At 58.4% G+C, this 19,314-nt stretch carries 12 protein-coding genes; 7 read left to right on the forward strand and 5 right to left on the reverse strand.

Annotated elements, in window-relative coordinates:
- Positions 1-70 precede the first annotated feature (70 nt).
- Positions 71-1,567, forward strand: a complete 1,497-nt coding sequence (gene cls, locus EKH49_RS13580; RefSeq protein ID WP_269088443.1) for a cardiolipin synthase — start codon at positions 71-73, stop codon at positions 1,565-1,567.
- A 10-nt stretch (positions 1,568-1,577) separates the two neighbouring features.
- Here the strand turns inward: cls and EKH49_RS13585 are convergent, their stop codons facing one another.
- The 4 genes from EKH49_RS13585 to EKH49_RS13600 all read right to left on the reverse strand — a co-directional run bounded on the left by EKH49_RS13585 (position 1,578) and on the right by EKH49_RS13600 (position 5,357).
- Positions 1,578-3,590: a chorismate-binding protein gene (locus tag EKH49_RS13585; protein WP_236641163.1), complete on the reverse strand. Its 2,013-nt coding sequence runs from the start codon at positions 3,588-3,590 to the stop codon at positions 1,578-1,580.
- Positions 3,577-4,086 carry a low molecular weight protein-tyrosine-phosphatase gene (locus EKH49_RS13590; protein ID WP_038991730.1) on the reverse strand — a complete coding sequence of 170 codons (510 nt, stop codon included), beginning with the start codon at positions 4,084-4,086 and terminating at the stop codon, positions 3,577-3,579. The genes EKH49_RS13585 and EKH49_RS13590 overlap by 14 nt, the downstream gene beginning before the upstream one ends.
- Before the next feature lie 138 nt (positions 4,087-4,224).
- The gene (locus tag EKH49_RS13595; RefSeq protein WP_128471256.1) at positions 4,225-4,848 is read right to left on the reverse strand and encodes a LysE family transporter; all 624 of its coding nucleotides are present in this window, start codon (positions 4,846-4,848) and stop codon (positions 4,225-4,227) included.
- 20 nt (positions 4,849-4,868) lie between these two features.
- Complete coding sequence (locus tag EKH49_RS13600; RefSeq protein ID WP_128471257.1) at positions 4,869-5,357, reverse strand: MarR family winged helix-turn-helix transcriptional regulator; 489 nt, start codon at positions 5,355-5,357, stop codon at positions 4,869-4,871.
- Positions 5,358-5,487: 130 nt separating this feature from the next.
- Here EKH49_RS13600 and EKH49_RS13605 point away from each other — a divergent pair, with 130 nt between their 5' ends.
- The 4 genes from EKH49_RS13605 to EKH49_RS13620 all read left to right on the forward strand — a co-directional run bounded on the left by EKH49_RS13605 (position 5,488) and on the right by EKH49_RS13620 (position 16,271).
- Positions 5,488-7,629 carry an MMPL family transporter gene (locus tag EKH49_RS13605; RefSeq protein WP_128471258.1) on the forward strand — a complete coding sequence of 714 codons (2,142 nt, stop codon included), beginning with the start codon at positions 5,488-5,490 and terminating at the stop codon, positions 7,627-7,629.
- 301 nt (positions 7,630-7,930) lie between these two features.
- Positions 7,931-9,478, forward strand: coding sequence for a DEAD/DEAH box helicase (locus EKH49_RS13610; RefSeq protein ID WP_128471259.1), 1,548 nt, complete (start codon positions 7,931-7,933; stop codon positions 9,476-9,478).
- Positions 9,479-9,899: 421 nt separating this feature from the next.
- On the forward strand, positions 9,900-15,551 hold the full coding sequence (pulA, locus tag EKH49_RS13615; protein WP_442903510.1) for a pullulanase-type alpha-1,6-glucosidase: 5,652 nt from the start codon (positions 9,900-9,902) through the stop codon (positions 15,549-15,551).
- A 246-nt stretch (positions 15,552-15,797) separates the two neighbouring features.
- On the forward strand, positions 15,798-16,271 hold the full coding sequence (locus EKH49_RS13620) for a small multi-drug export protein (RefSeq protein WP_128471260.1): 474 nt from the start codon (positions 15,798-15,800) through the stop codon (positions 16,269-16,271).
- A gap of 61 nt (positions 16,272-16,332) precedes the next feature.
- Here the strand turns inward: EKH49_RS13620 and EKH49_RS13625 are convergent, their stop codons facing one another.
- Positions 16,333-16,551, reverse strand: a complete 219-nt coding sequence (locus tag EKH49_RS13625) for a PLD nuclease N-terminal domain-containing protein (RefSeq protein WP_128471261.1) — start codon at positions 16,549-16,551, stop codon at positions 16,333-16,335.
- Between the two features lie 245 nt (positions 16,552-16,796).
- Between EKH49_RS13625 and dnaK the strand changes: the two genes are divergently transcribed.
- Together dnaK and EKH49_RS13635 are read left to right on the forward strand one after the other, a co-directional pair.
- Complete coding sequence (dnaK, locus tag EKH49_RS13630) at positions 16,797-18,650, forward strand: molecular chaperone DnaK (protein WP_128471262.1); 1,854 nt, start codon at positions 16,797-16,799, stop codon at positions 18,648-18,650.
- 13 nt (positions 18,651-18,663) lie between these two features.
- On the forward strand, positions 18,664-19,245 hold the full coding sequence (locus EKH49_RS13635) for a nucleotide exchange factor GrpE (RefSeq protein ID WP_128471263.1): 582 nt from the start codon (positions 18,664-18,666) through the stop codon (positions 19,243-19,245).
- Positions 19,246-19,314: the final 69 nt, after the last annotated feature.

A 19,314-nucleotide genomic window follows, 5' to 3' on the forward strand; every position in this document is an offset into this window, starting at 1 on the left:
TTTGGCCTGTGCATCGCAGATCAGAGGCCGAAATGCCAACTTCGAGGGTGTAGCCAAAGGGGGTGCCTACGTGTGGCCAAGCAATGAAGTCTTCTTGCAGATCGGCGGCGTTCTCTGGAGCGTGCTGGTGGCGATCGAGCTAGCGGTCCGCTACTTCATGATCGGGATCGTTCCGGGCAACCGGCGCCCCACCACCGCAATGGCATGGCTCTTGGCCATCTTCTTCCTGCCCGTGGTGGGACTTGTCGCCTATTGGCTTTTCGCCAACCCGCGCCTGTCGCGCAGCCGGCTGGAAAAGCAGCGCCGGGCCCATGATGAAATCATGAAGGCCACGAGCCACATGCAGCTGCCCGAAGAGTTCCATTCCCAGGAGGAATGGGTCGAATCGGCGGTCATGCTCAATCGCAACCTCGGTGCCATGCCGCTGGAAGGCGGAAATCAGGTTGAGGTCCTCTCCGATTATCGTGCCTCGCTTGACGCGATGCGCGTGGAAATCGAAAAGGCCACGCGCTATGTTCACATCCAGTTCTACATCATGGGCGATGACCCGGATTATGTTGGACCGGTACTCGATGCGCTGGAAGCGGCAGCGGATCGAGGCGTGCACGTCCGCTTGCTCTTCGACCACTTGGGAACCTTGCGCGTAAAGGGCTACAAGGATTTCAAGAAGCGCCTGAAGAAGTCCAATATCAACTGGCGCCCGATGCTGCCCATCGACCTGATTGGCCGTCGTTGGCGACGTCCGGATCTGCGCAACCACCGCAAGATCCTGGTGGTTGACGGCGAGGTGGCTTTCACCGGGAGCCAGAACCTGATCGAACCTGGCTACAAGCGCGAGTCCGCCCACAAGGTTGGCCGCGAATGGGTTGAAATGATGTTGCGCGTCGAAGGCCCGCTGGTGCGCAGCCTGGACGTCACCTTCGCTACCGACTGGTGGCAGGAGGACGACGACCAGGAAGTGCTGATGGACATGGCCGAGGCCCGCCACCCGCTGGCCTACGAGGAACGCCCTGGCTCCACCCTGGCGCAGCTGCTGCCCAGCGGCCCAGGCTACGGGACCGAGAACAACCTGCGGCTGTTCAATACGCTGATCTATTCGGCCTCCGAACGCCTGGAGATCACCAGTCCCTACTTCGTTCCCGACGATTCGCTGCTCTACGCCATCACCACTGCCGCACAGCGCGGGGTGGAAGTCGAGTTGTATGTTTGCGAAGAAGGCGACCAGTTCCTGGTGCACCATGCACAGCAGTCGTATTACCAGCAGCTGCTGGAAGCCGGCGTGCGCATCCACCGGTACCCGGCTCCCATGGTGCTGCATACCAAGTGCTTCACCGTGGATAACGAGGTGGCGGTGGTGGGATCCTCGAATATGGATATGCGTTCGTTCAGCCTGAACATGGAAATATCCGTGATGCTGCTGGGCCAGGAAATGGTCGATGCGGTCAACCAGGTGCAGAACCACTATCGGGATATTTCTTCGGAGATCACCCTGTCGCAGTGGCGCCGCCGGCCGCGCATGCAACGTTGGATCGACAACGTCGCACGCCTGACGGCCACCTTGCAGTGACGCGTAGCGCTTAGGATTCGTCCGGGAAGCTGGCCCCCAGCGCCTGGAGCACACCACGGGATTTGGTGATGACCTCGTCCCATTCGTCGGCGGGAACCGAATCTGCGGTAATCGCTCCGCCCAAGCCCAAGCTCAAGCGCCATGACTGGTCAGCCAGCTGGTCGCATACCAGGGTGCGGATCACCACTGAGAAGTCGGCAGCGCCATCAGCACCCAAATAGCCCACCGCCCCTGAGTACAGTCCGCGGGCACGATGGTCTTCCAGCTCATCCAGGATATTCATTGTGGACAGCTTCGGTGCACCGGTCATGGAACCGGGAGGGAACGCTTCACGCAGGGCCTCGGCGGCCAAGCGCGGGGAGGACAGCGTGGCGTCGATGGTCGAGACCATCTGGTGCACCGTCGCATAGGATTCCACCGCGCACAGCCGGGCTACCTTCACCGAACCGGGAACCGCATGGTGCGACAGGTCGTTGCGCAGCAGGTCGACGATCATGATGTTCTCGGCCCGGTCCTTGGGATGCGTAGCCAAATCATGCTTCAAAGCGAGATCCGATTCTTCATTCTCGCCGCGCGGACGGGTGCCCTTGATCGGCTCGGCCCGCAGCTGCCCGTCCTTGGACAGCGCGAGGAAGCGTTCCGGCGACATGCTGGCGATCTGCAGATTGGCGAAGCGCAGGTAGTGGGCAAAGGGTGCCGGGCTGGAGCGGCGCATGCGGCAATAGGCTTCGAATGGATCGAACTGTTCGGCATGGGCGGTCAACTCGGTGGTCAGGCACACTTCGTAGGTGTTGCCTTCATAGATCTCCCGTTGAGCTTTGCGGATCTTGTGCTTGTAGCCGGTTGCAGTATCCGCGCAGCTGAATTCCGGGATGGGCAATTCCCGCCCGCTGCGCAGTTCTGGCGGATTGCCCAATAGGATGCTCACTGCCGCTGCGGGCTCGGCAATGCTGTGCAGATGCATCTGCTCTTGGTGATGGTCGATGACCACCACGGTGTCCGGCGCGAAGAACTGGGCATCCGGGCGTACCCGTCCGGGTTCAACCACAGCCTGCAGATCTGCGGCGCCGACCTCGCGTTTCAGCTCATACCCGAGATACCCCACCCATGCGGGCAACGGATAGCCGGTTTTCGCATCGATTGGCGAGCCAGGCCAGCAGCCAGCCAGGGCGCGGAAGAAATCTTTGCCCAGCCGTACTTCAGCGCCGGGCAGTCGGATGCTCGTGCCGTGGCTGGTAGCGCTCAGCAACGGCGGCTGCTGAGCAGTGGAGAGAGCAAGCACCGAATAGCGATTGCGTCCCAATGGGTCGCTGAGCTTGTGGCTTGTCGATTCCAATAACGCGGCATGCGGAAGGACAGCGGCCAGTTGCTCGAAAATCGAGGCCGCATCAGCTGGCGCCTCGTAGCTCTGGCGGAATTCCAGGACGCTGGGGGCCGTGTTGGGGCCTGCGCACCGCTGGCGTATTCCTGCGGGCAGGTATCGGCAGGCCAGTGCCCAGATTTGCATGGGATCGCGGTCGCTGGCGACGTCCATCACCAGGTCGGCCGCGTGGTGCGGATTATGGGCCTTCAGGTACCGATCTTCCTGCTCGGCCCACATGTCCCAGTACGGGCTGTAGGTCTCGACGTCGCGGGCCAGCGCCCGGTCGCGGCGGCAGTTTTCCGGGGCCTCAAGCCAGATTCCGAGGTCGAGGTACTTCCGGGCTGCGCCATGGAGCGCGCCGACGCCTTCAACGATAACGATCTCGGCAGGCGAGAAGTTGCTGGATTGGCCGAGGGTACTCGATTCCCAATCCCAGGTGGGGTATGCAGCGGTGATCCCTGCTGCCAGCTGCGGCAGGATCCGTTCATACAGCTCGAAGGAACTGTGCAGTCCATCCCAACCGTGGTAGAGGTCTTCAAGGCGCAAAATAGCTACGGAGGCGGTGGCTTCCAAGTATTCCGCTAGGTCTGTTGCAAAGGTGCTTTTGCCGGATCCGGAACGCCCGTCAATGGCAATAAGTGTTGGTCTAGCGGTTTCCACGAGAGGTGATATTACTCCGCACGTAATCTACAAGGGCAGGCAGGGAAGCAGAAATGAGTTTCCAGGTCTCGCGGAAATCTCCCGCGTCACCGTACCAAGGGTCGTATATGCCCTGCTGGTCGTGCGGGGAGCTCGCGGTTCCCGGATCGAAGGAACGGAACATCCGCAGCTGTGGGCGTTCGCTCGGATCGATCTCGGCCAATTCGGGAACGAGATCCTCGAAGTGGTCGGTGTCCATTGCCAGGACAAGATCCATCTTGGCAATTTCGTCCGAGTCGATCTGGGCGGCAATGTGCTCAGCAGCATCAAGCCCATGGCTGCGCAGCGTACTGGCGGCCCGCTCATCGATGCGCTTGCCGACTTCGCCATCGGTGATGGCTCGCGAAATGACCTCCACCTGCGAGACCTCGGCGTCCTTGAGCGCATTCTTGAGCATGTACTCGGCCATGGGGGAACGGCAGATATTTCCCGTGCACACGATCATTATCCGGAACATGGCATCAGTCTATGGGCACAAGGCGATTCGATCGATAGCTACGCGCCCGTTTCCCGGCAACAAAACGGCAACGATTCGGTGCGCAGGGCCATGAATGGGTTACGACTAGGGGTTCGAGACGGCTTTGGGGGAGAAAAATTAGTGGATCAGCAACAGCAGCGCGGCGACCAGGATGAATAGGATGCCGAAGAGGATGTTCAGCAGCTTGGCACCCCGGTAGGTGGCAGTGAAGCGCTGGAAGGTACGGGCAGTGCCGGCAAAGAAGAAGAACATCACCAGGATGTCCACCACGATGACCGTGCCGATGAAGATGGCGTATTGGGACAGCAAAGGCTGATCGGTCCGGATGAACTGCGGGGTGAATGCCAGGAAGAAAACGATGGCTTTCGGATTAAGCAGGTTGACCAGGATTCCGCGGTTGAGCATTGCCCAGCGTGTCAGGCGGTGCCCGGTGCTGGTCCCGTCAGAGGCGACTTCCGGTTTGGAGAGCATCATGCGGATGCCCAGATAGACCAGGTAGGCGGCTCCGGCGTAGCGGATGATGCTAAAGAGCAGCGGGGAACTGGCTACCAGCAGTCCCACTCCTACCGCGACAATGACCACATGGATCAGCAAAGCGATCTGTTGCCCGATGACACCCCAGATGGATGCACGCCAGCCTTGGCGCATCGAGTTGCTCATCGTGTTTATTGCTCCGGCGCCGGGAGTGAAGCTGATGATGATGCAGGCGCTGAGCAGGGAAAACCAAAGTGAAAGTGTCACCTGATGATGTTAGTACCCGGCTATGGCGCGGCTGGTTTCGTCGCACGCTGTGTTACGACTTCTTCGCGGGCGCTGTCCACACCGGCGACGGCTTCGGCCATGAATTTACTGATGACCTGCAGCTGTTCTTCGTCATATCCGCTGAGGATGTCGAGCATCTTGATCCCCAGCGGCATGAACATTTCCCTGCCCTTGGTGCGGGCCTTGGAGGTCATGGCGATGCGGATGACGCGGCGGTCGCGGTCAGAGCGCTGGCGCTCGATCATGCCCAGCTTTTCCAGACGGTCCAGCATCGCGGTAGTGGCCGGTGAACTCAGCTGCAGCTCGCGACTCAGATCGCGCGGGGAGGGCAGCAGGCCGCGTTGCTCGTAGTTAATAATGATGGACAGCGCATTCATATCGGTGCGGTGGGTCCCGTAGATTGCTCCAGTGGATTCAACGTAGCGGTCCGAGGCTTGGCCGAATTCCTGCAGGAGCCTAACCACGTGATGGTGTTCTCGTGCGCTCATAATCGCAATCGTAGCTGGAAAATAATTTAATAGCTTGGCGAGTATTTCTATCATGGAAATAAATCTTGTACTATTGCCTTCTGGGTCGCTGTGCGATCCGCTGCCAGCAATCACGAGTGAGGATAGATCTGTGGCGCACCTAGCGAAAACCGATCAACCAGCAAACAGGAAGCGGTTGGATAAGAAGGGTATTGGCCTCAGGGCAGGGATTTACGCCCTGCTGATCATCCTGTGGCTGGCAGTGGCCGGTATCGGCGGCCCGACCTTCGGCAAGCTCTCCGAAGTCCAGACCAATGACCAGACCTCGTTCCTTCCGGCGACCGCCGAAGCCACCGAGGCGCTGCAGTGGCAGGGTAAATTCCGCTCCACCGAAGCAATCCCGGCCGTAGTCCTGCTTACTGGCACCCAGGGTGTTAGCAAGGAAGATGCCGAGCGGATCGGCGAGGCCTTGAAAGACTTCACCCATCTGGACGGCGAAATCACCGGCCCCTTCCTTTCCGAGGACGGCAAGGCGGCTGAATTCATCGTTCCGGTCTCCGGCGAGGTGAAAGTCGACGCCGGAGTCGAAGGGCTGCGCTCGCTGATCGCCGCCGAAAAGCCTGTTGGCTCCACCGCCTATGTCACCGGACCTGCTGGCTTCAGCGCCGATCTGGTTGAGGCCTTCGGCGGCATCGACGGCGTGCTGCTGGGCGTGGCCCTGGTGGCAGTGCTGGTGATCCTGCTGCTGGTCTACCGCTCGATCCTGCTTCCCTTCACTGTGCTGCTCACCTCGGTCGTGGCGCTGTGCGCAGCTATCCTCGCCGTGTACTTCATGGCCTCCGAAGGCTGGATCAGGCTTGATGGCCAGGCCCAGGGCATCTTGTCCATCCTGGTGATCGGCGCAGCTACCGACTATTCGCTGCTGTTCGTCGCCCGCCACAAGGAAGCCCTGGTCGCCGGCCAGGACCAATGGCAGGCTGTGGCGACAGCCTGGAAGAGGTCCCTGGAGCCGATCGTCGCCTCGGGCGGCACCGTGACAGTGGGCCTGCTGTGCCTGCTCTTCTCCGACCTGAACTCCAATAAGGCATTGGGTCCAATTGGCGCCTCAGGCATTATCTTCTCGATTATCGCCGCGCTGACTTTCCTGCCGGCAGTGCTCGGGTTGCTGGGCCGGGCAGCCTACTGGCCATTCGCCCCCAAGCTTGCAGCAGTAGATGCACAGGGTCAGGAGAAGGAAGGGATGTGGGGCCGCATTGCGCGTTTCGTTGCCAGCCATCCGCGTCCAATCTGGATCATTACCGCCGTGCTGCTCGCCGTGGGGGCGCTGGGCATGACCCAGCTCAGGGCCCATGGCGTGCCGCAAAGCGAGCTGGTGGTTGGCGGTTCCGAGGCGCGCGACGGGCAGATCGCCTTGGGCGAGCATTTCCCTGGTGGTTCGGGATCCCCGGCCACCGTGATCGTCGATGAAGCCCAGGCGAAGGTGGCCTTGGATAAGGCGCTGGATGTTACCGGCGTGGATTCGGCCTACCTGCAGGCCGCGGATGGTGGCCCGGCAATGCCCGCCCGTGGTGCTGATCCGATGAACGTCGAAGGCAGGAACCTGATCTCGGTGACCCTGGCTGATGCGGCGGACTCGGATGCCGCCAAGCAAACCGTGCTTGAGCTGCGTGAGCAGATGCATGCGGTGGATTCGGATGCATTGGTCGGCGGCACCACCGCAACGCAGATCGATACCAACGAGACGGCGATTGCGGACCTGTTCAAGATCATCCCGATCACGTTGCTGGCGATCTTGCTGATCCTCATGCTGCTGCTGCGCTCGATCCTGGCCCCGGTGCTGCTGATCCTGAGCACGGTGCTGTCCTATGGCACGGCGATGGGCGTCAGCGCACTGGTCTTCAACAACGTCTTCAACTATGTTGGCGCGGACCCTTCAGTGCCGCTGTTCGGCTTCGTGTTCCTGGTGGCCTTGGGCGTGGACTACAACATCTTCTTGATGACTCGAGTGCGCGAGGAATCCTTGAAGCGTGGAACCCGTGAGGGCATGCGCGTTGGCCTGAAGGTCACCGGCGGGGTGATTACCTCCGCCGGCGTGGTGCTCGCTGCAACCTTCGCCGCCTTGGGCGTAGTGCCAATCATGTTCCTGGGCCAGCTGGGCTTCATCGTGGCATTCGGAGTGCTCCTGGATACCTTTGTGGTCCGCAGCCTGCTGGTTCCCGCGCTGGTTGAGGAAATTGGACCAAAGGTCTGGTGGCCCTCGAAATTGGCGAAGAAGAAGTTCGAATTGAACTAGCAAGAAGTTCGCAGGATCCGGGAGTGCAAGTGGTGAACATCTCCCGGCATAGCAGTGCAAAGCGGGGCCGCTCACAGACGTGCCCCGCTTGAGCACTGTAGTATGGATCTTTGTGCGTCACCGGAAAATTCTGTGGCGTATGCGTCGACAGTTTAGATTTCCCCTCCAGTAGATCGCCCGGACAACCTCCGCCGGTTCACTTTTGGTAGCAGGCCTTGGCCTTGCACGTTGCGGACTTCCTCCTGGCTCGGCGAAACCCAACGCCTGCATCAGGCGTGCGAATCAGAGAGAAAGTTTGAATATGTCCGTAACTTTTAGCGCCCTCGGTGTGCCCGAATACCTTGCCAAGGTCCTTGCCGACAGCGGAATCGAATCCGCCTTCCCGATCCAGGAAGCGACCCTGCCTTCGACTCTCGCCGGCGGCGACGTCCTGGGCCGCGGCCAGACCGGTTCCGGCAAGACCCTGGCTTTCTCGCTTCCACTGGTAGCGCGTTTGGCAGATCGCCCGCAGCGCCGCAAGGCTCGTTTCCCCCGTGCGCTGATCATGGCTCCAACCCGCGAACTGGCAACCCAGATCGCCAAGACCGTTGAGCCTTTGGCGAAGGCTGCCGGCCTGCGCACCACCGTGATCTACGGTGGCGTGGCCCAGAGCCGCCAGGAAAAGGCCATGAACGAGGGCGTTGACATCGTCATCGCCTGCCCAGGCCGCCTCGATGACTTGATCAAGCAGAAGATCGTCGACCTGTCCCAGCTGGAAATCTCCGTGCTGGACGAGGCCGACCACATGGCAGACATGGGCTTCTTGCCTGTAGTACGACGCATCATGGACCGCATGCCAACCGGCATCCAGCACATGCTGTTCTCCGCCACCTTGGATAACGGCGTGGACAAGGTAGTCAAGCGCTACCTGAGCCACCCGACCATTCACTCGGTGGATGCGCCCGAGGCCGCTGTGAACACCATGGAGCACCACGTCTTCGTCATCGGCAACGATGATAAGAAGGACCTGATCCGCGTCCTGGCTCAGGGCACTGCCCGCCGCATCATGTTCATGCGCACCAAGCACCACGCCAAGAAGATGGCGCTGACCCTGTCCAAGGCTGGCGTTCCAGCAGTGGACCTGCACGGCAACCTGTCGCAGAATGCCCGTGACCGCAACCTTGCTGCTTTCGCTTCAGGCGAGGCGAAGGTGCTTGTCGCTACCGACGTTGCCGCTCGTGGCGTGCACGTTGATGGCGTGGAACTGGTTGTGCATGTTGATCCACCAGCAGAGCACAAGGCCTACACCCACCGCTCGGGCCGTACCGCACGTGCAGGTTCGGATGGAACTGTAGTGACCATCTGCACCCCTGATCAGCAGGGCGACGTTTCGACTTTGCTGAAGCAGGCCGGGCTGAAGGTACCTTTCGAAAAGGTCAACCTGAACTCGCCAGTTGTGGCTAAGGTCGTCGGCGAAGTTGCTGAGCATGTTCCATATGTTGCTCCAGCACAGCAGACCCGCAACCCAGCCAAGAAGAAGCCTGCCGGCGAATCCTCGAACGCCCGTGGCGGACGCGGTGGCGCACGCAATGCACGCGGCGGCAAGCCTGCCGGTGAGGCACAGGGCCGCGGCGGAGACCGTCGCCGTTCAGATCGTTCCGGTGCATCGAACCATTCGGAGCGTCCAGCACGCGAATCACGCGGCGCTAATGCTGAGCGTCCAAGCCGTTCGGCTCGTGGAGCGAATGGCGAGCGTCCGTCGAACTCCTCACCCTCAGCACGATCCGGAGGCCGCAATGCTGCAGGTGCCGCAGGTGGTCGCTCACGTGGACCACGTCGTGCATCAAGCCCTGCTACCGGCGGACGGTAAGAACTAGTACGAAAAAGAACCTCCAGACAGCCAAAAGCTGTCTGGAGGTTCTTTTTGTAGTGGGGTTGCCGACCTGACCGGACAATGGGAATTGGAGACTTTTGTGCCGCATTGTGCAAACGTTTCCTATGTAAAAAGTTGGAAAAATACTGAAAAGTTTGATGTTTTCCCTGCATCCGAGTGTAAATGTTGGAAACGCTTGCACTTGATGGAATTCGCTCAGTAGTGTGGGCTGAATCACTGGCGAGTCAGCTCTTATGGCTTGCCGCTCGTACCTTCGAATTCAATGGAGCATTTCGTGAACAGCAAAAGCGCTGCTTCCTCCGTGCGCAGTCAGCCACTGCCACCATACCTTCATAAACGTAGTTGGCGTCGTTGGGTCACCGCCTTGGCCGCAACCCCGATGCTGGCGCTCGCACCCATGGCACCCCTGGCTAGTATTCCCGCCGTGGCAGATGAAACTTCTGTGACTCTGGCCGGTTCTTTTCAGTCGTTGTTGGGATGTTCCGCTGACTGGATGGCTGACTGTGAAGCTACCAGCCTGCAATCCACGGACCAGGAAGGGCAATACAGCCTGGAAGTGGAAGTTCCGGCGGGGAACTATGAATACAAAGTAGCGTTGAACAAAAGCTTTGACACGTCTTATGGACTGGATGGGGGAGAAGAGAACATTCCCCTAGCCCTGAGTGCGGATAGCCGATTGCGCTTCACCTTTGATACGGCCACTGGGCTGACACAAGTTGTGCCACTGGACCTTCGCGGAAAATATTCAGATACTGATGCCGAATTGGTCGCTGCGCCGGTCAGGCAAGCCGGTTCTGGTGAGCAATTCTATTTCGTCTTGACAGACCGCTTTGCCAATGGCTCAACGGCTAACGACACCGGCGGTTTGGAAGGTGATCGACTAACCACCGGGTTTGATCCGACGGACAAAGGATTCTATGAAGGCGGTGATATCGCAGGCTTACACTCCAAGCTCGACTACATTCAGGGCCTTGGCACCAGCGCCATCTGGCTCACGCCCAGTTTTAAGAACATGCCGGTTCAGGGTAGTGGTGATGATGCCAGCGCCGGATATCACGGCTATTGGGTCACCGATTTCACTCAGATCGACCCACATCTAGGCACCAATGAAGAACTCTCCGAACTGATTGATGACGCCCACAAGCGTGGCATCAAGGTGTATTTCGACATCATCGTGAACCATACCGCGGATCTCATCGACAATAAGGAAAAGAAGTATTCCTACGTTGAGCAGTCTTCCCATCCCTATAAGGATGCTCAGGGTCAAGCCTTTGACCCGGCGGACTACGCAGGCAGTGATACCTTCCCAGAGCTAGACGCTTCCAGTTCCTTCCCTTATACCCCGGTTGTTTCTGACCAAGTCAAGAAGGTCCCCGACTGGCTCAATGATCCAACGCTCTATCACAACCGCGGGGACTCAACCTGGGAAGGTGAGTCGGTCACCTATGGCGATTTTCAGGGGCTTGATGACCTCATGACCGAAAATCCTAAGGTAGTCAACGGTTTCGCAGAGGTCTACAAGAACTGGGTGGACTTCGGAATTGATGGCTTCCGCATCGACACCGCAAAACATGTGAATTTTGAATTCTGGGAACAATGGACCAAACAAGTTCAGGACTATGCACGAGCCCAGGGTAAAGACGACTTCTTCATGTTTGGCGAAGTTTATGATGCCGATGCAAAGAAGCTTTCGCCCTACGTGCGTAAGACGGAAATGAATTCCGTCCTTGATTTCACGTTCCAATCTGCTGCTGCCGGTTTCGCGGGAGGAAATTCAGCCAAAACGCTAAGCACGCTGTTCTCGGCGGATGACTACTACACCACGGCAAACACCTCAGCTGATGCTCTACCAACTTTCCTTGGCAATCACGATATGGGGCGCATTGGGTACTTCCTGAACAACAGCAATCAGAAACTCAAACGTGATGAACTGGCCCATGAACTGATGTTCCTGACCCGTGGCCAGCCGGTGGTTTACTACGGTGACGAACAAGGATTTGCAGGCACCGGTGGAGACAAGGATTCTCGCCAATCACTGTTCGCTTCTCAAGTCTCGGAGTATCAGAACCAAGAATTGATTACCGGAGAAAAGCTCGGAACCCAAGATCGTTATGACAGTGATTCTCCGATGTACCAGCACATCGCGGCCCTCTCTAAACTTCGCGAATCAAACAAAGCGCTGAAGGGCGGGGCACAAGTAGAGCTATACGCCCAAGATTCCAAGGGAGTCTATGCATTCTCGCGTGTGGACCGTGACGAGAAAACCGAATACCTGGTGGCCCTGAACAACTCGGAAGAATCCGCTGATGTTGAGTTGTCGACTCTGACCTCCGACGCAACCTACTCAGCGTTCTATGGCGCCGAAGACAAACTCAGCAGTGCTGCGGACGGGAAACTCAACGTGACGGTGCCAGCGCTATCTGCAGTGGTTTATAAAGCTGACAAGAACGTAGATAGTGCTGCCTTCACACCTGAGATTTCCGCTCCAAAATCTGGGGCCGGGCTCAGCGGCGTAACACCCGTATCCGTGGATTTAGGCGAACAGGCGTGGGCTGAAACAAGCATGTCGTGGCGTGAAGTGGGCACCGAGAAGTGGCACCTACTGGGCGTGGCAGAAGACCACACCCCACGAGTCTTCCACGACGTTTCATCGCTACCACAAGGCACCTTGGTGGAATATCGTGCCGTGAGTACCAATGCCGCAGGAGAACACAGCGCCGCTTCCACCTATGCTTCCGTGGGCAACGACGTTTCCGGGTTTGCGAAGGAAAAACCGGCTGAATCGGATATCTCCATGGTCACCGTGCCGGGAAGCCATAACACCGAAATGGGTTGTGTCACCGACTGGGATCCGGCCTGCGAGGCAGCCAAACTCACTGAACAGCCTGGCGGGGTCTATTCTGGTGAATTCGATGTCCCAGCAGGGGACTATGAATACAAGGTAGCCATCAACGGATCATGGGATCTGAACTACGGCGCTGGTGGTATTGCCGGTGGTGACAACCTTAAATATTCTCACGAAGGTGGGACCGTCAAGTTCTTCTTCGATCCCCGCAACAACATCGCACAAAGCGATCAACAGGGTCCGATGATCACCTTACCGGGAAGTTTTCAAGACGAATTGGGCTGTAAATCCGACTGGGATCCAACCTGTCTCGCTACTTTAATGGCGGACGCTGATGCTGACGGTACCTACGAATTCACTACGGAGAAGATCCCGGCTGGTACCTACGAATTTAAGGTGTCACACAACTTCGGGTGGGACGAAAATTATGGCGTTGACGGTGCCGCCGGAGGTGCTAACTACAGTCTTTCGGTAACCGAAGGAAAGCCAGTGAGCTTCAGCTACGACTCGAAGACTCACCTGTTGCAGATTGGTTCTGACACCCAAACAGTCGCCGGCGTTGGTCAAATGAAAGCGCAGTGGATTTCCGCTGACACCCTAGCGATTCCTCGTGATCTAGGCACTGGTGAAAACTATGCCCTCTACGCTTCAAAGGACGCCAGCTTGAAATTGGAGGGAGAAGAGATCTCCGGTGCGAAGCCAATCGAGCTCAAAGAAATTATTGGTGGGTTGAGTGCCGAACAACGCAAGAAGTTCCCACACCTTGCCGACTACCGTGCCTTGCGTGTTGAGCTAGATCGCGAAGACGTAGCCTCTGCATTGCGTTCACAACTGGCATTGGCACGATTTGATGGCGAAGGGGATACCCAGAAACTCACCGCCTTCACCGGAGTTCAGAGTGCTGGTGTCATTGATGATCTCTATGCCAAGGCGCTTGACGATGTAGAACTGGGCGTGAGCTTCACCGGAAAACGCCCTACCTTTAGGCTCTGGGCACCCACGGCCCAAAAAACAACACTGCTGATTACTGACAAGAAGGAGAAGACTGCACGATACGCTGCTAGCTATTCGAAGGACAGCGGTGTGTGGACGGTAAAGGGTAAACCTCAGATGGCTGAGGCGAAGTACCGGTGGGAAGTTCAGGTCTTTGTCCCTGAAACGGGCAAGATCGAAACGAATATTGTTACCGATCCATATTCGGTTGCGTTGACCACTAATTCCACCCACTCGGTCGCGGTGAGCTTGGAAGACCCTCACCACCAGCCAAAACAGTGGCGTAAGGCCAAAGCCAAAAACGTCGAAAAGGACGTGGACCGCAGCATCTATGAACTGCAGATCCGTGACTTCTCGATTTCAGATGCTTCGGTGCCCGAGAATCAGCGGGGCCGCTACGGAGCGTTTGGAGCAAATGGGGCCGGGAGTAAACAGCTCAAACAGCTTTCCGAGGCTGGCCTGACTACCGTTCACCTGCTGCCAAGTTTTGATATCGCCACCATTGAGGAGGAACAGTCACAACGTGTTGAGACGGACTGTGATCTGAAGTCGCTGCCGGCAGCTTCCAGCAAACAACAAGAGTGCGTTACTGCCCACGGTGATGAAGACGGATTCAACTGGGGGTACGACCCCTTCCATTTCATGGCTCCGGAAGGTTCGTACGCCACGAACCCTGAAGGAGCGAACCGTGTCGAAGAATTCCGCTCGATGGTTGGATCCTTGCACAGCATGGGGCTAGAAGTAGTGCTTGATCAGGTGTTCAACCACACCGCAGCCTCGGGTCAAGCCGATCGCAGTGTGCTGGATAAGATCGTGCCTGGCTACTACCACCGTCTGGATGCCACCGGCAAAGTAGAAACCTCCACCTGCTGCCAGAACATTGCCACGGAAAACGCGGCTGCGCAGAAGCTCATGGTGGATGCCGTAGTGACGTGGGCCAGGGATTACAAGGTGGACGGTTTCAGATTTGATCTGATGGGACATCATTCGCGAGAAACCATGGAAGCCGTTCGCAGCGCCCTAGATGAATTGGAGCCAGGACGCGATGGCGTAGATGGAAAATCCGTATATCTCTACGGCGAAGGCTGGAACTTCGGCGAAGTCGCGGACAACGCCCGGTTCTACCAGGCCACACAGGGGCAATTGAATGGCACCGGCATCGGTACCTTCAACGACCGGTTGCGAGATGCGGTTCATGGCGGCAGCCCGGTTGATTCATCCTCGACCTTCCGCCAAGGCTTCGGCACCGGCCTGGGAACAGACCCCAACGGCAATGAGGTCAACGGAACTACTGATGAAGCTTTGGCAGACCTGAGGCAGGAAACGGACTTGGTACGTCTGGGGTTGGCAGGAAACCTTGCCGATTTCGAATTCATGGCTTCGGACGGCCAAGTGCACCGCGGGGATGAGCTGGACTACCGAGGCGCGGCAGCCGGGTATGCCTCCCAACCCGGAGAAGTGATCAACTACGTCGATGCGCATGACAATGAGACGCTCTACGACCTGACCGTGCTCAAGCTGCCTCGCGATACGTCCATGGAGCAGCGGGTGCGGATGAACACGCTGTCCCAAGCCACCGTAATGTACTCGCAGGCAGTTCCTTTCTGGCATGCAGGTACTGAGCTCTTGCGTTCCAAGTCCTTGGACCGCAACAGCTATAACTCGGGGGACTGGTTCAACCGGATCGATTTCACCGGGCAGGAAAACACCTTCGGTGCCGGCCTTCCTCCGAAAGCCGGCAATGGCGAAAAATGGGATCTGATGGCCCCGCTGCTTCAGGACCCTGAACTTAAGCCAAATGCCCAGGCCATGGCTCAGGCCGAGGGCGCTGCACTGGACTTGTTGCGCACCCGCAAGGAAGTAGGACTGCTGCGTTTGGGAACAGCGGAACTGATTGAACAGAAAGTGAGCTTCCCACTCAGCGGCCCGCAAGCTCAGCCTGGAATCATTGTGATGCACATTGATGACACCGTGGGTGCAGATGCTGACAGCAAGCATGACGGGGCATTGGTTCTGTTCAATGCTTCACCTCGCGAGCACACGCAAGTACTTGAGGAACTTGTTGGTCGCGACTACCAGCTGGCCACTGCCCTCGAGGAGGGAAGCGACGAGGTAGTGAAGTCGACCCTTTTCGACAGCGCCACCGGCGAGCTGAGGATTCCCGCACGCACCGCTGCGGTGCTGGTGGAAGCCGAAGGAGCTGGCCAGTAGTTTCCACCCAAGGACAAGGTTGGTGCCGCCGCAGAGTTTCTCGCGATGGGAACTCAACGCTGGCAGTAATCCTTGCGGACTACTCCCTCGCATCCAAGCAAATGGTGTGGGGGAGTAGCGCGTTAATGTTGGGAAATAGCGAGCCTAAAGTTTAGATCTGCTGGCTGATCCTGTTTCGACTAGGGGAAACATAGGCTTGAAGCAACAAATCATCGATAAACCTTCACCGCTTCAGGAGCACCAGCAATGATCGAATCCCTGCAGAACTTCGCCGCATCCTTCCCAGAGCCGTTGCAGTTCCTGGCCGTTGCCCTCATTGCTGCGGTTCCGCTGATTGAGTCCTACTTTGGTTCGGCCATTGGCGTGGTGATCGGTGTTCCGGTGGTTGCGGCAGTAGCTACTGCTGTGGTGGGCAACGTGCTTTCCATGTTGTTGTTTGTCAACAGTGCCCATGCGGTGCGTGCCAAGGTTCGCCAAGGCAAGGAATCGCAGAAGAAGGAACGCAAATTTGAGAAGCTGCGCCGAGCCTTCGACAAGTACGGCATTGCCGGGGTGAGCTTGTTGGGCCAGACCATCCTGCCTTCGCAGGTCACCTCGGCAGCGCTGGTTTCATTTGGCGCCAATAAGCAGAGGGTGATCCTGTGGCAGATCATCTCCATCATCCTGTGGGGCACGATTTTCGGTGTCTTGGCCGCACAGGGCATCAGCTTGATGAGCTGACAGGAACTCGCTGAAAGCGAACAAGCCGTCCTCGAATCATCGAGGGCGGCTTGCTTATGCATTATTTGCGGCGTCCAAAAGCAAAGTAGGAAATCGGCCCGAGGAAGTTGACCATGCTGGCCATCGCCCACAGGGGCTTGGGACCTCGCACCTGGTCGGCCGGGCGCTTGTATAGATCGCGAAGCGCTGTAATCATCAAGGTCAGCTCGATAATTGCTGCTGCGATGATCGCGATCTGGCCGCCGCGAGGCAGGTCTTGGAACTTGTGTTTCGTCTCCATTAGAAGGCTCCTAGGTTCGCCTCTCCTCAACGCTGGGCGAGGGGAAATGCGGTGAATGAAAAATTTTTTCAGTACGGGAATTATTCTCTCACCAGCGCAGTTGAAATGAGCAGAACGCAAAGATGAGCGAGGTTGGCTCAAGTTAATTTGACAGTCGAAACGGGCTGAGTAAACTTGAGTGCAGAACGCTCAATGGGGTAAATCCTCAGCGTTAGTACTTTCAATCAAGGCAAAGGAGAGCCATTATGTCGCGTGCCGTAGGCATTGACCTGGGAACCACCAACTCGGTCGTATCCGTGCTCGAAGGTGGTGAGCCAACCGTTATCGCAAACGCGGAAGGCAACCGCACTACCCCGTCCATCGTTGCTTTCTCGAAGAGCGGCGAAGTCCTGGTTGGCGATATCGCCAAGCGCCAGGCAGTAAACAACATTGACCGCACCATCGCTTCGGTCAAGCGCCACATGGGTACCGACTGGTCCATCGACATCGATGAAAAGAAGTACACCGCACAGGAAATCTCGGCTCGTACCCTGATGAAGCTGAAGAACGACGCTGAGTCGTACTTGGGCGAAAAGGTCACCGACGCTGTGATCACCGTTCCTGCATACTTCAACGACGCAGAGCGCCAGGCCACCAAGGAAGCCGGCGAGATTGCCGGCCTGAACGTCCTGCGCATCGTCAACGAGCCAACCGCTGCCGCACTGGCCTACGGCCTGGAAAAGGGCAACGAGGACGAGCTCATCCTGGTCTTCGACCTCGGTGGCGGCACCTTCGACGTGTCCCTGCTGGAAGTCGGCAAGGACGACGACGGCTTCTCCACCATCCAGGTCCGCGCAACCGCAGGCGACAACCGCCTGGGCGGCGACGACTGGGACCAGCGCGTTGTCGACTGGCTGCTGGCCCAGGCCAAGGCCAAGGGTGCAGACCTGTCCAAGGACAAGATCGCCCTGCAGCGCCTGAAGGAAGCTGCTGAGCAGGCCAAGAAGGAACTGTCCTCGGCTACCAGCACCAACATCTCGCTGCAGTACCTCTCGGTCACCCCAGAGGGCCCAGTGCACCTGGACGAGCACCTCTCGCGTGCCAAGTTCCAGGACCTGACCAAGGACCTGCTGGAGCGCACCCGCAAGCCATTCAATGACGTCATCGCAGAAGCAGGCATCAAGGTTTCGGACATCGCCCACGTGATCCTGGTTGGCGGTTCCACCCGTATGCCAGCCGTTGCCGAACTGGTCAAGGACCTGGCCGGCAAGGAAGCCAACAAGGGCGTGAACCCTGACGAGGTTGTCGCCGTGGGCGCAGCCCTGCAAGCCGGCGTGCTGAAGGGCGAGCGCAAGGACGTTCTGCTCATCGATGTCACCCCACTGTCCCTGGGCATCGAGACCAAGGGCGGCGTGATGACCAAGCTGATCGAGCGCAACACCGCCATCCCGACCAAGCGTTCGGAAACCTTCACCACCGCTGAAGACAACCAGCCTTCGGTTTCCATCCAGGTCTTCCAGGGCGAGCGCGAGTTCACCCGTGACAACAAGGCTCTGGGTACCTTCGAGCTGACCGGTATCGCACCGGCTCCTCGCGGCATCCCACAGGTCGAGGTCACCTTCGACATCGACGCCAACGGTATCGTGCACGTATCCGCTAAGGACAAGGGCACCGGCACCGAGCAGTCGATGACCATCACTGGTGGCTCCTCGCTGTCCAAGGAAGACATCGAGCGCATGGTTCAGGAAGCTGAAGCACACGCCGAAGAGGACAAGGCACGCCGCGAAGCTGCTGAGACCCGCAATGCTGCCGAACAGGCAGCCTACTCGGTGGACAAGCTGATCAAGGACAACGAAGACAAGCTGCCAGAAGAGGTCAAGACCGAGGTTCAGGCCGACGTTGACGCACTGAAGGCTGCTCTTGAGAAGCAGGACAACGACGACGAGGTCAAGGACGCGTTCGAGAAGCTGCAGGCTTCGCAGACCAAGCTGGGCGAGGCAATCTACGCCAACGCCCAGGCTGAGGGAGCTGCTACTGGCGAAGGCGAGCAGGCACCTAACACTGATGAAGACATCGTCGACGCCGAGGTCATCGACGAAGACGAAGCCGACAAGAAGTAGGGAGTTTAGGAATATGTCCGAGGCAAAGGACCAGAACGAGAACTCCGGCCAGGAGCCGGAGAACCAGCCCGAGGCCGCTGACCAGCAGCCAACTGCTGACGCCCTGGGTCAGGCCGAGGCGATCCTGAACGAAGCTGCTGCTGGCGCTGAAGCCGATGCGGAGCAGCCGGAAGATGCCGGTGCGGTGGAAACCGAACTGCGCAACGACCTGCTGCGCCTGCAGGCCGAATACGTCAACTACCGCAAGCGTGTGGAACGTGACCGGGCAGTGGCGCGTGAAAACGCCGTCCAGTCCGTGCTCAACACTCTGCTTCCGGTGCTTGACGACATCGATGCGGCACGAGCCCACGGTGACCTCACCGATGGCCCGTTCGCATCGATCGCCAACAAGCTTGACTCCGTGCTGGCTCAGCATGGCTTGGAGCGTATCAACGAGGCCGGCGTCGAATTCGACCCGAACATCCACGAAGCCCTGCTTCGCCAGGCTGTTCCGGAGATTCCAGCCGACCACGTGGGACAGGTGCTGCGCACCGGTTACCGCAAGGGAACCATCATCCTGCGCGCAGCCCAGGTGCTGGTAGCCACCGGCGAATAGCCACGAATAGCACAATCGATACTGCCCACTGCCGAGTCCTCGTCAGTGGGCAGTGTCGAATTGGCACTG

Source organism: Glutamicibacter sp. HZAU, from assembly GCF_004100365.1.
GTDB classification, from domain to species: Bacteria; Actinomycetota; Actinomycetes; order Actinomycetales; family Micrococcaceae; genus Glutamicibacter; species Glutamicibacter nicotianae.

Coding starts and splice junctions, on each gene's coding strand:
- EKH49_RS13600 (WP_128471257.1), bottom strand. CDS start 5,357: ATGAGCGCACGAGAACACCATCACGTGGTTAGGCTCCTGCAGGAATTC.
- EKH49_RS13610 (WP_128471259.1), top strand. CDS start 7,931: ATGTCCGTAACTTTTAGCGCCCTCGGTGTGCCCGAATACCTTGCCAAG.
- dnaK (WP_128471262.1), top strand. CDS start 16,797: ATGTCGCGTGCCGTAGGCATTGACCTGGGAACCACCAACTCGGTCGTA.
- EKH49_RS13620 (WP_128471260.1), top strand. CDS start 15,798: ATGATCGAATCCCTGCAGAACTTCGCCGCATCCTTCCCAGAGCCGTTG.
- pulA (WP_442903510.1), top strand. CDS start 9,900: ATGGCACCCCTGGCTAGTATTCCCGCCGTGGCAGATGAAACTTCTGTG.
- EKH49_RS13635 (WP_128471263.1), top strand. CDS start 18,664: ATGTCCGAGGCAAAGGACCAGAACGAGAACTCCGGCCAGGAGCCGGAG.
- EKH49_RS13625 (WP_128471261.1), bottom strand. CDS start 16,551: ATGGAGACGAAACACAAGTTCCAAGACCTGCCTCGCGGCGGCCAGATC.
- EKH49_RS13590 (WP_038991730.1), bottom strand. CDS start 4,086: ATGTTCCGGATAATGATCGTGTGCACGGGAAATATCTGCCGTTCCCCC.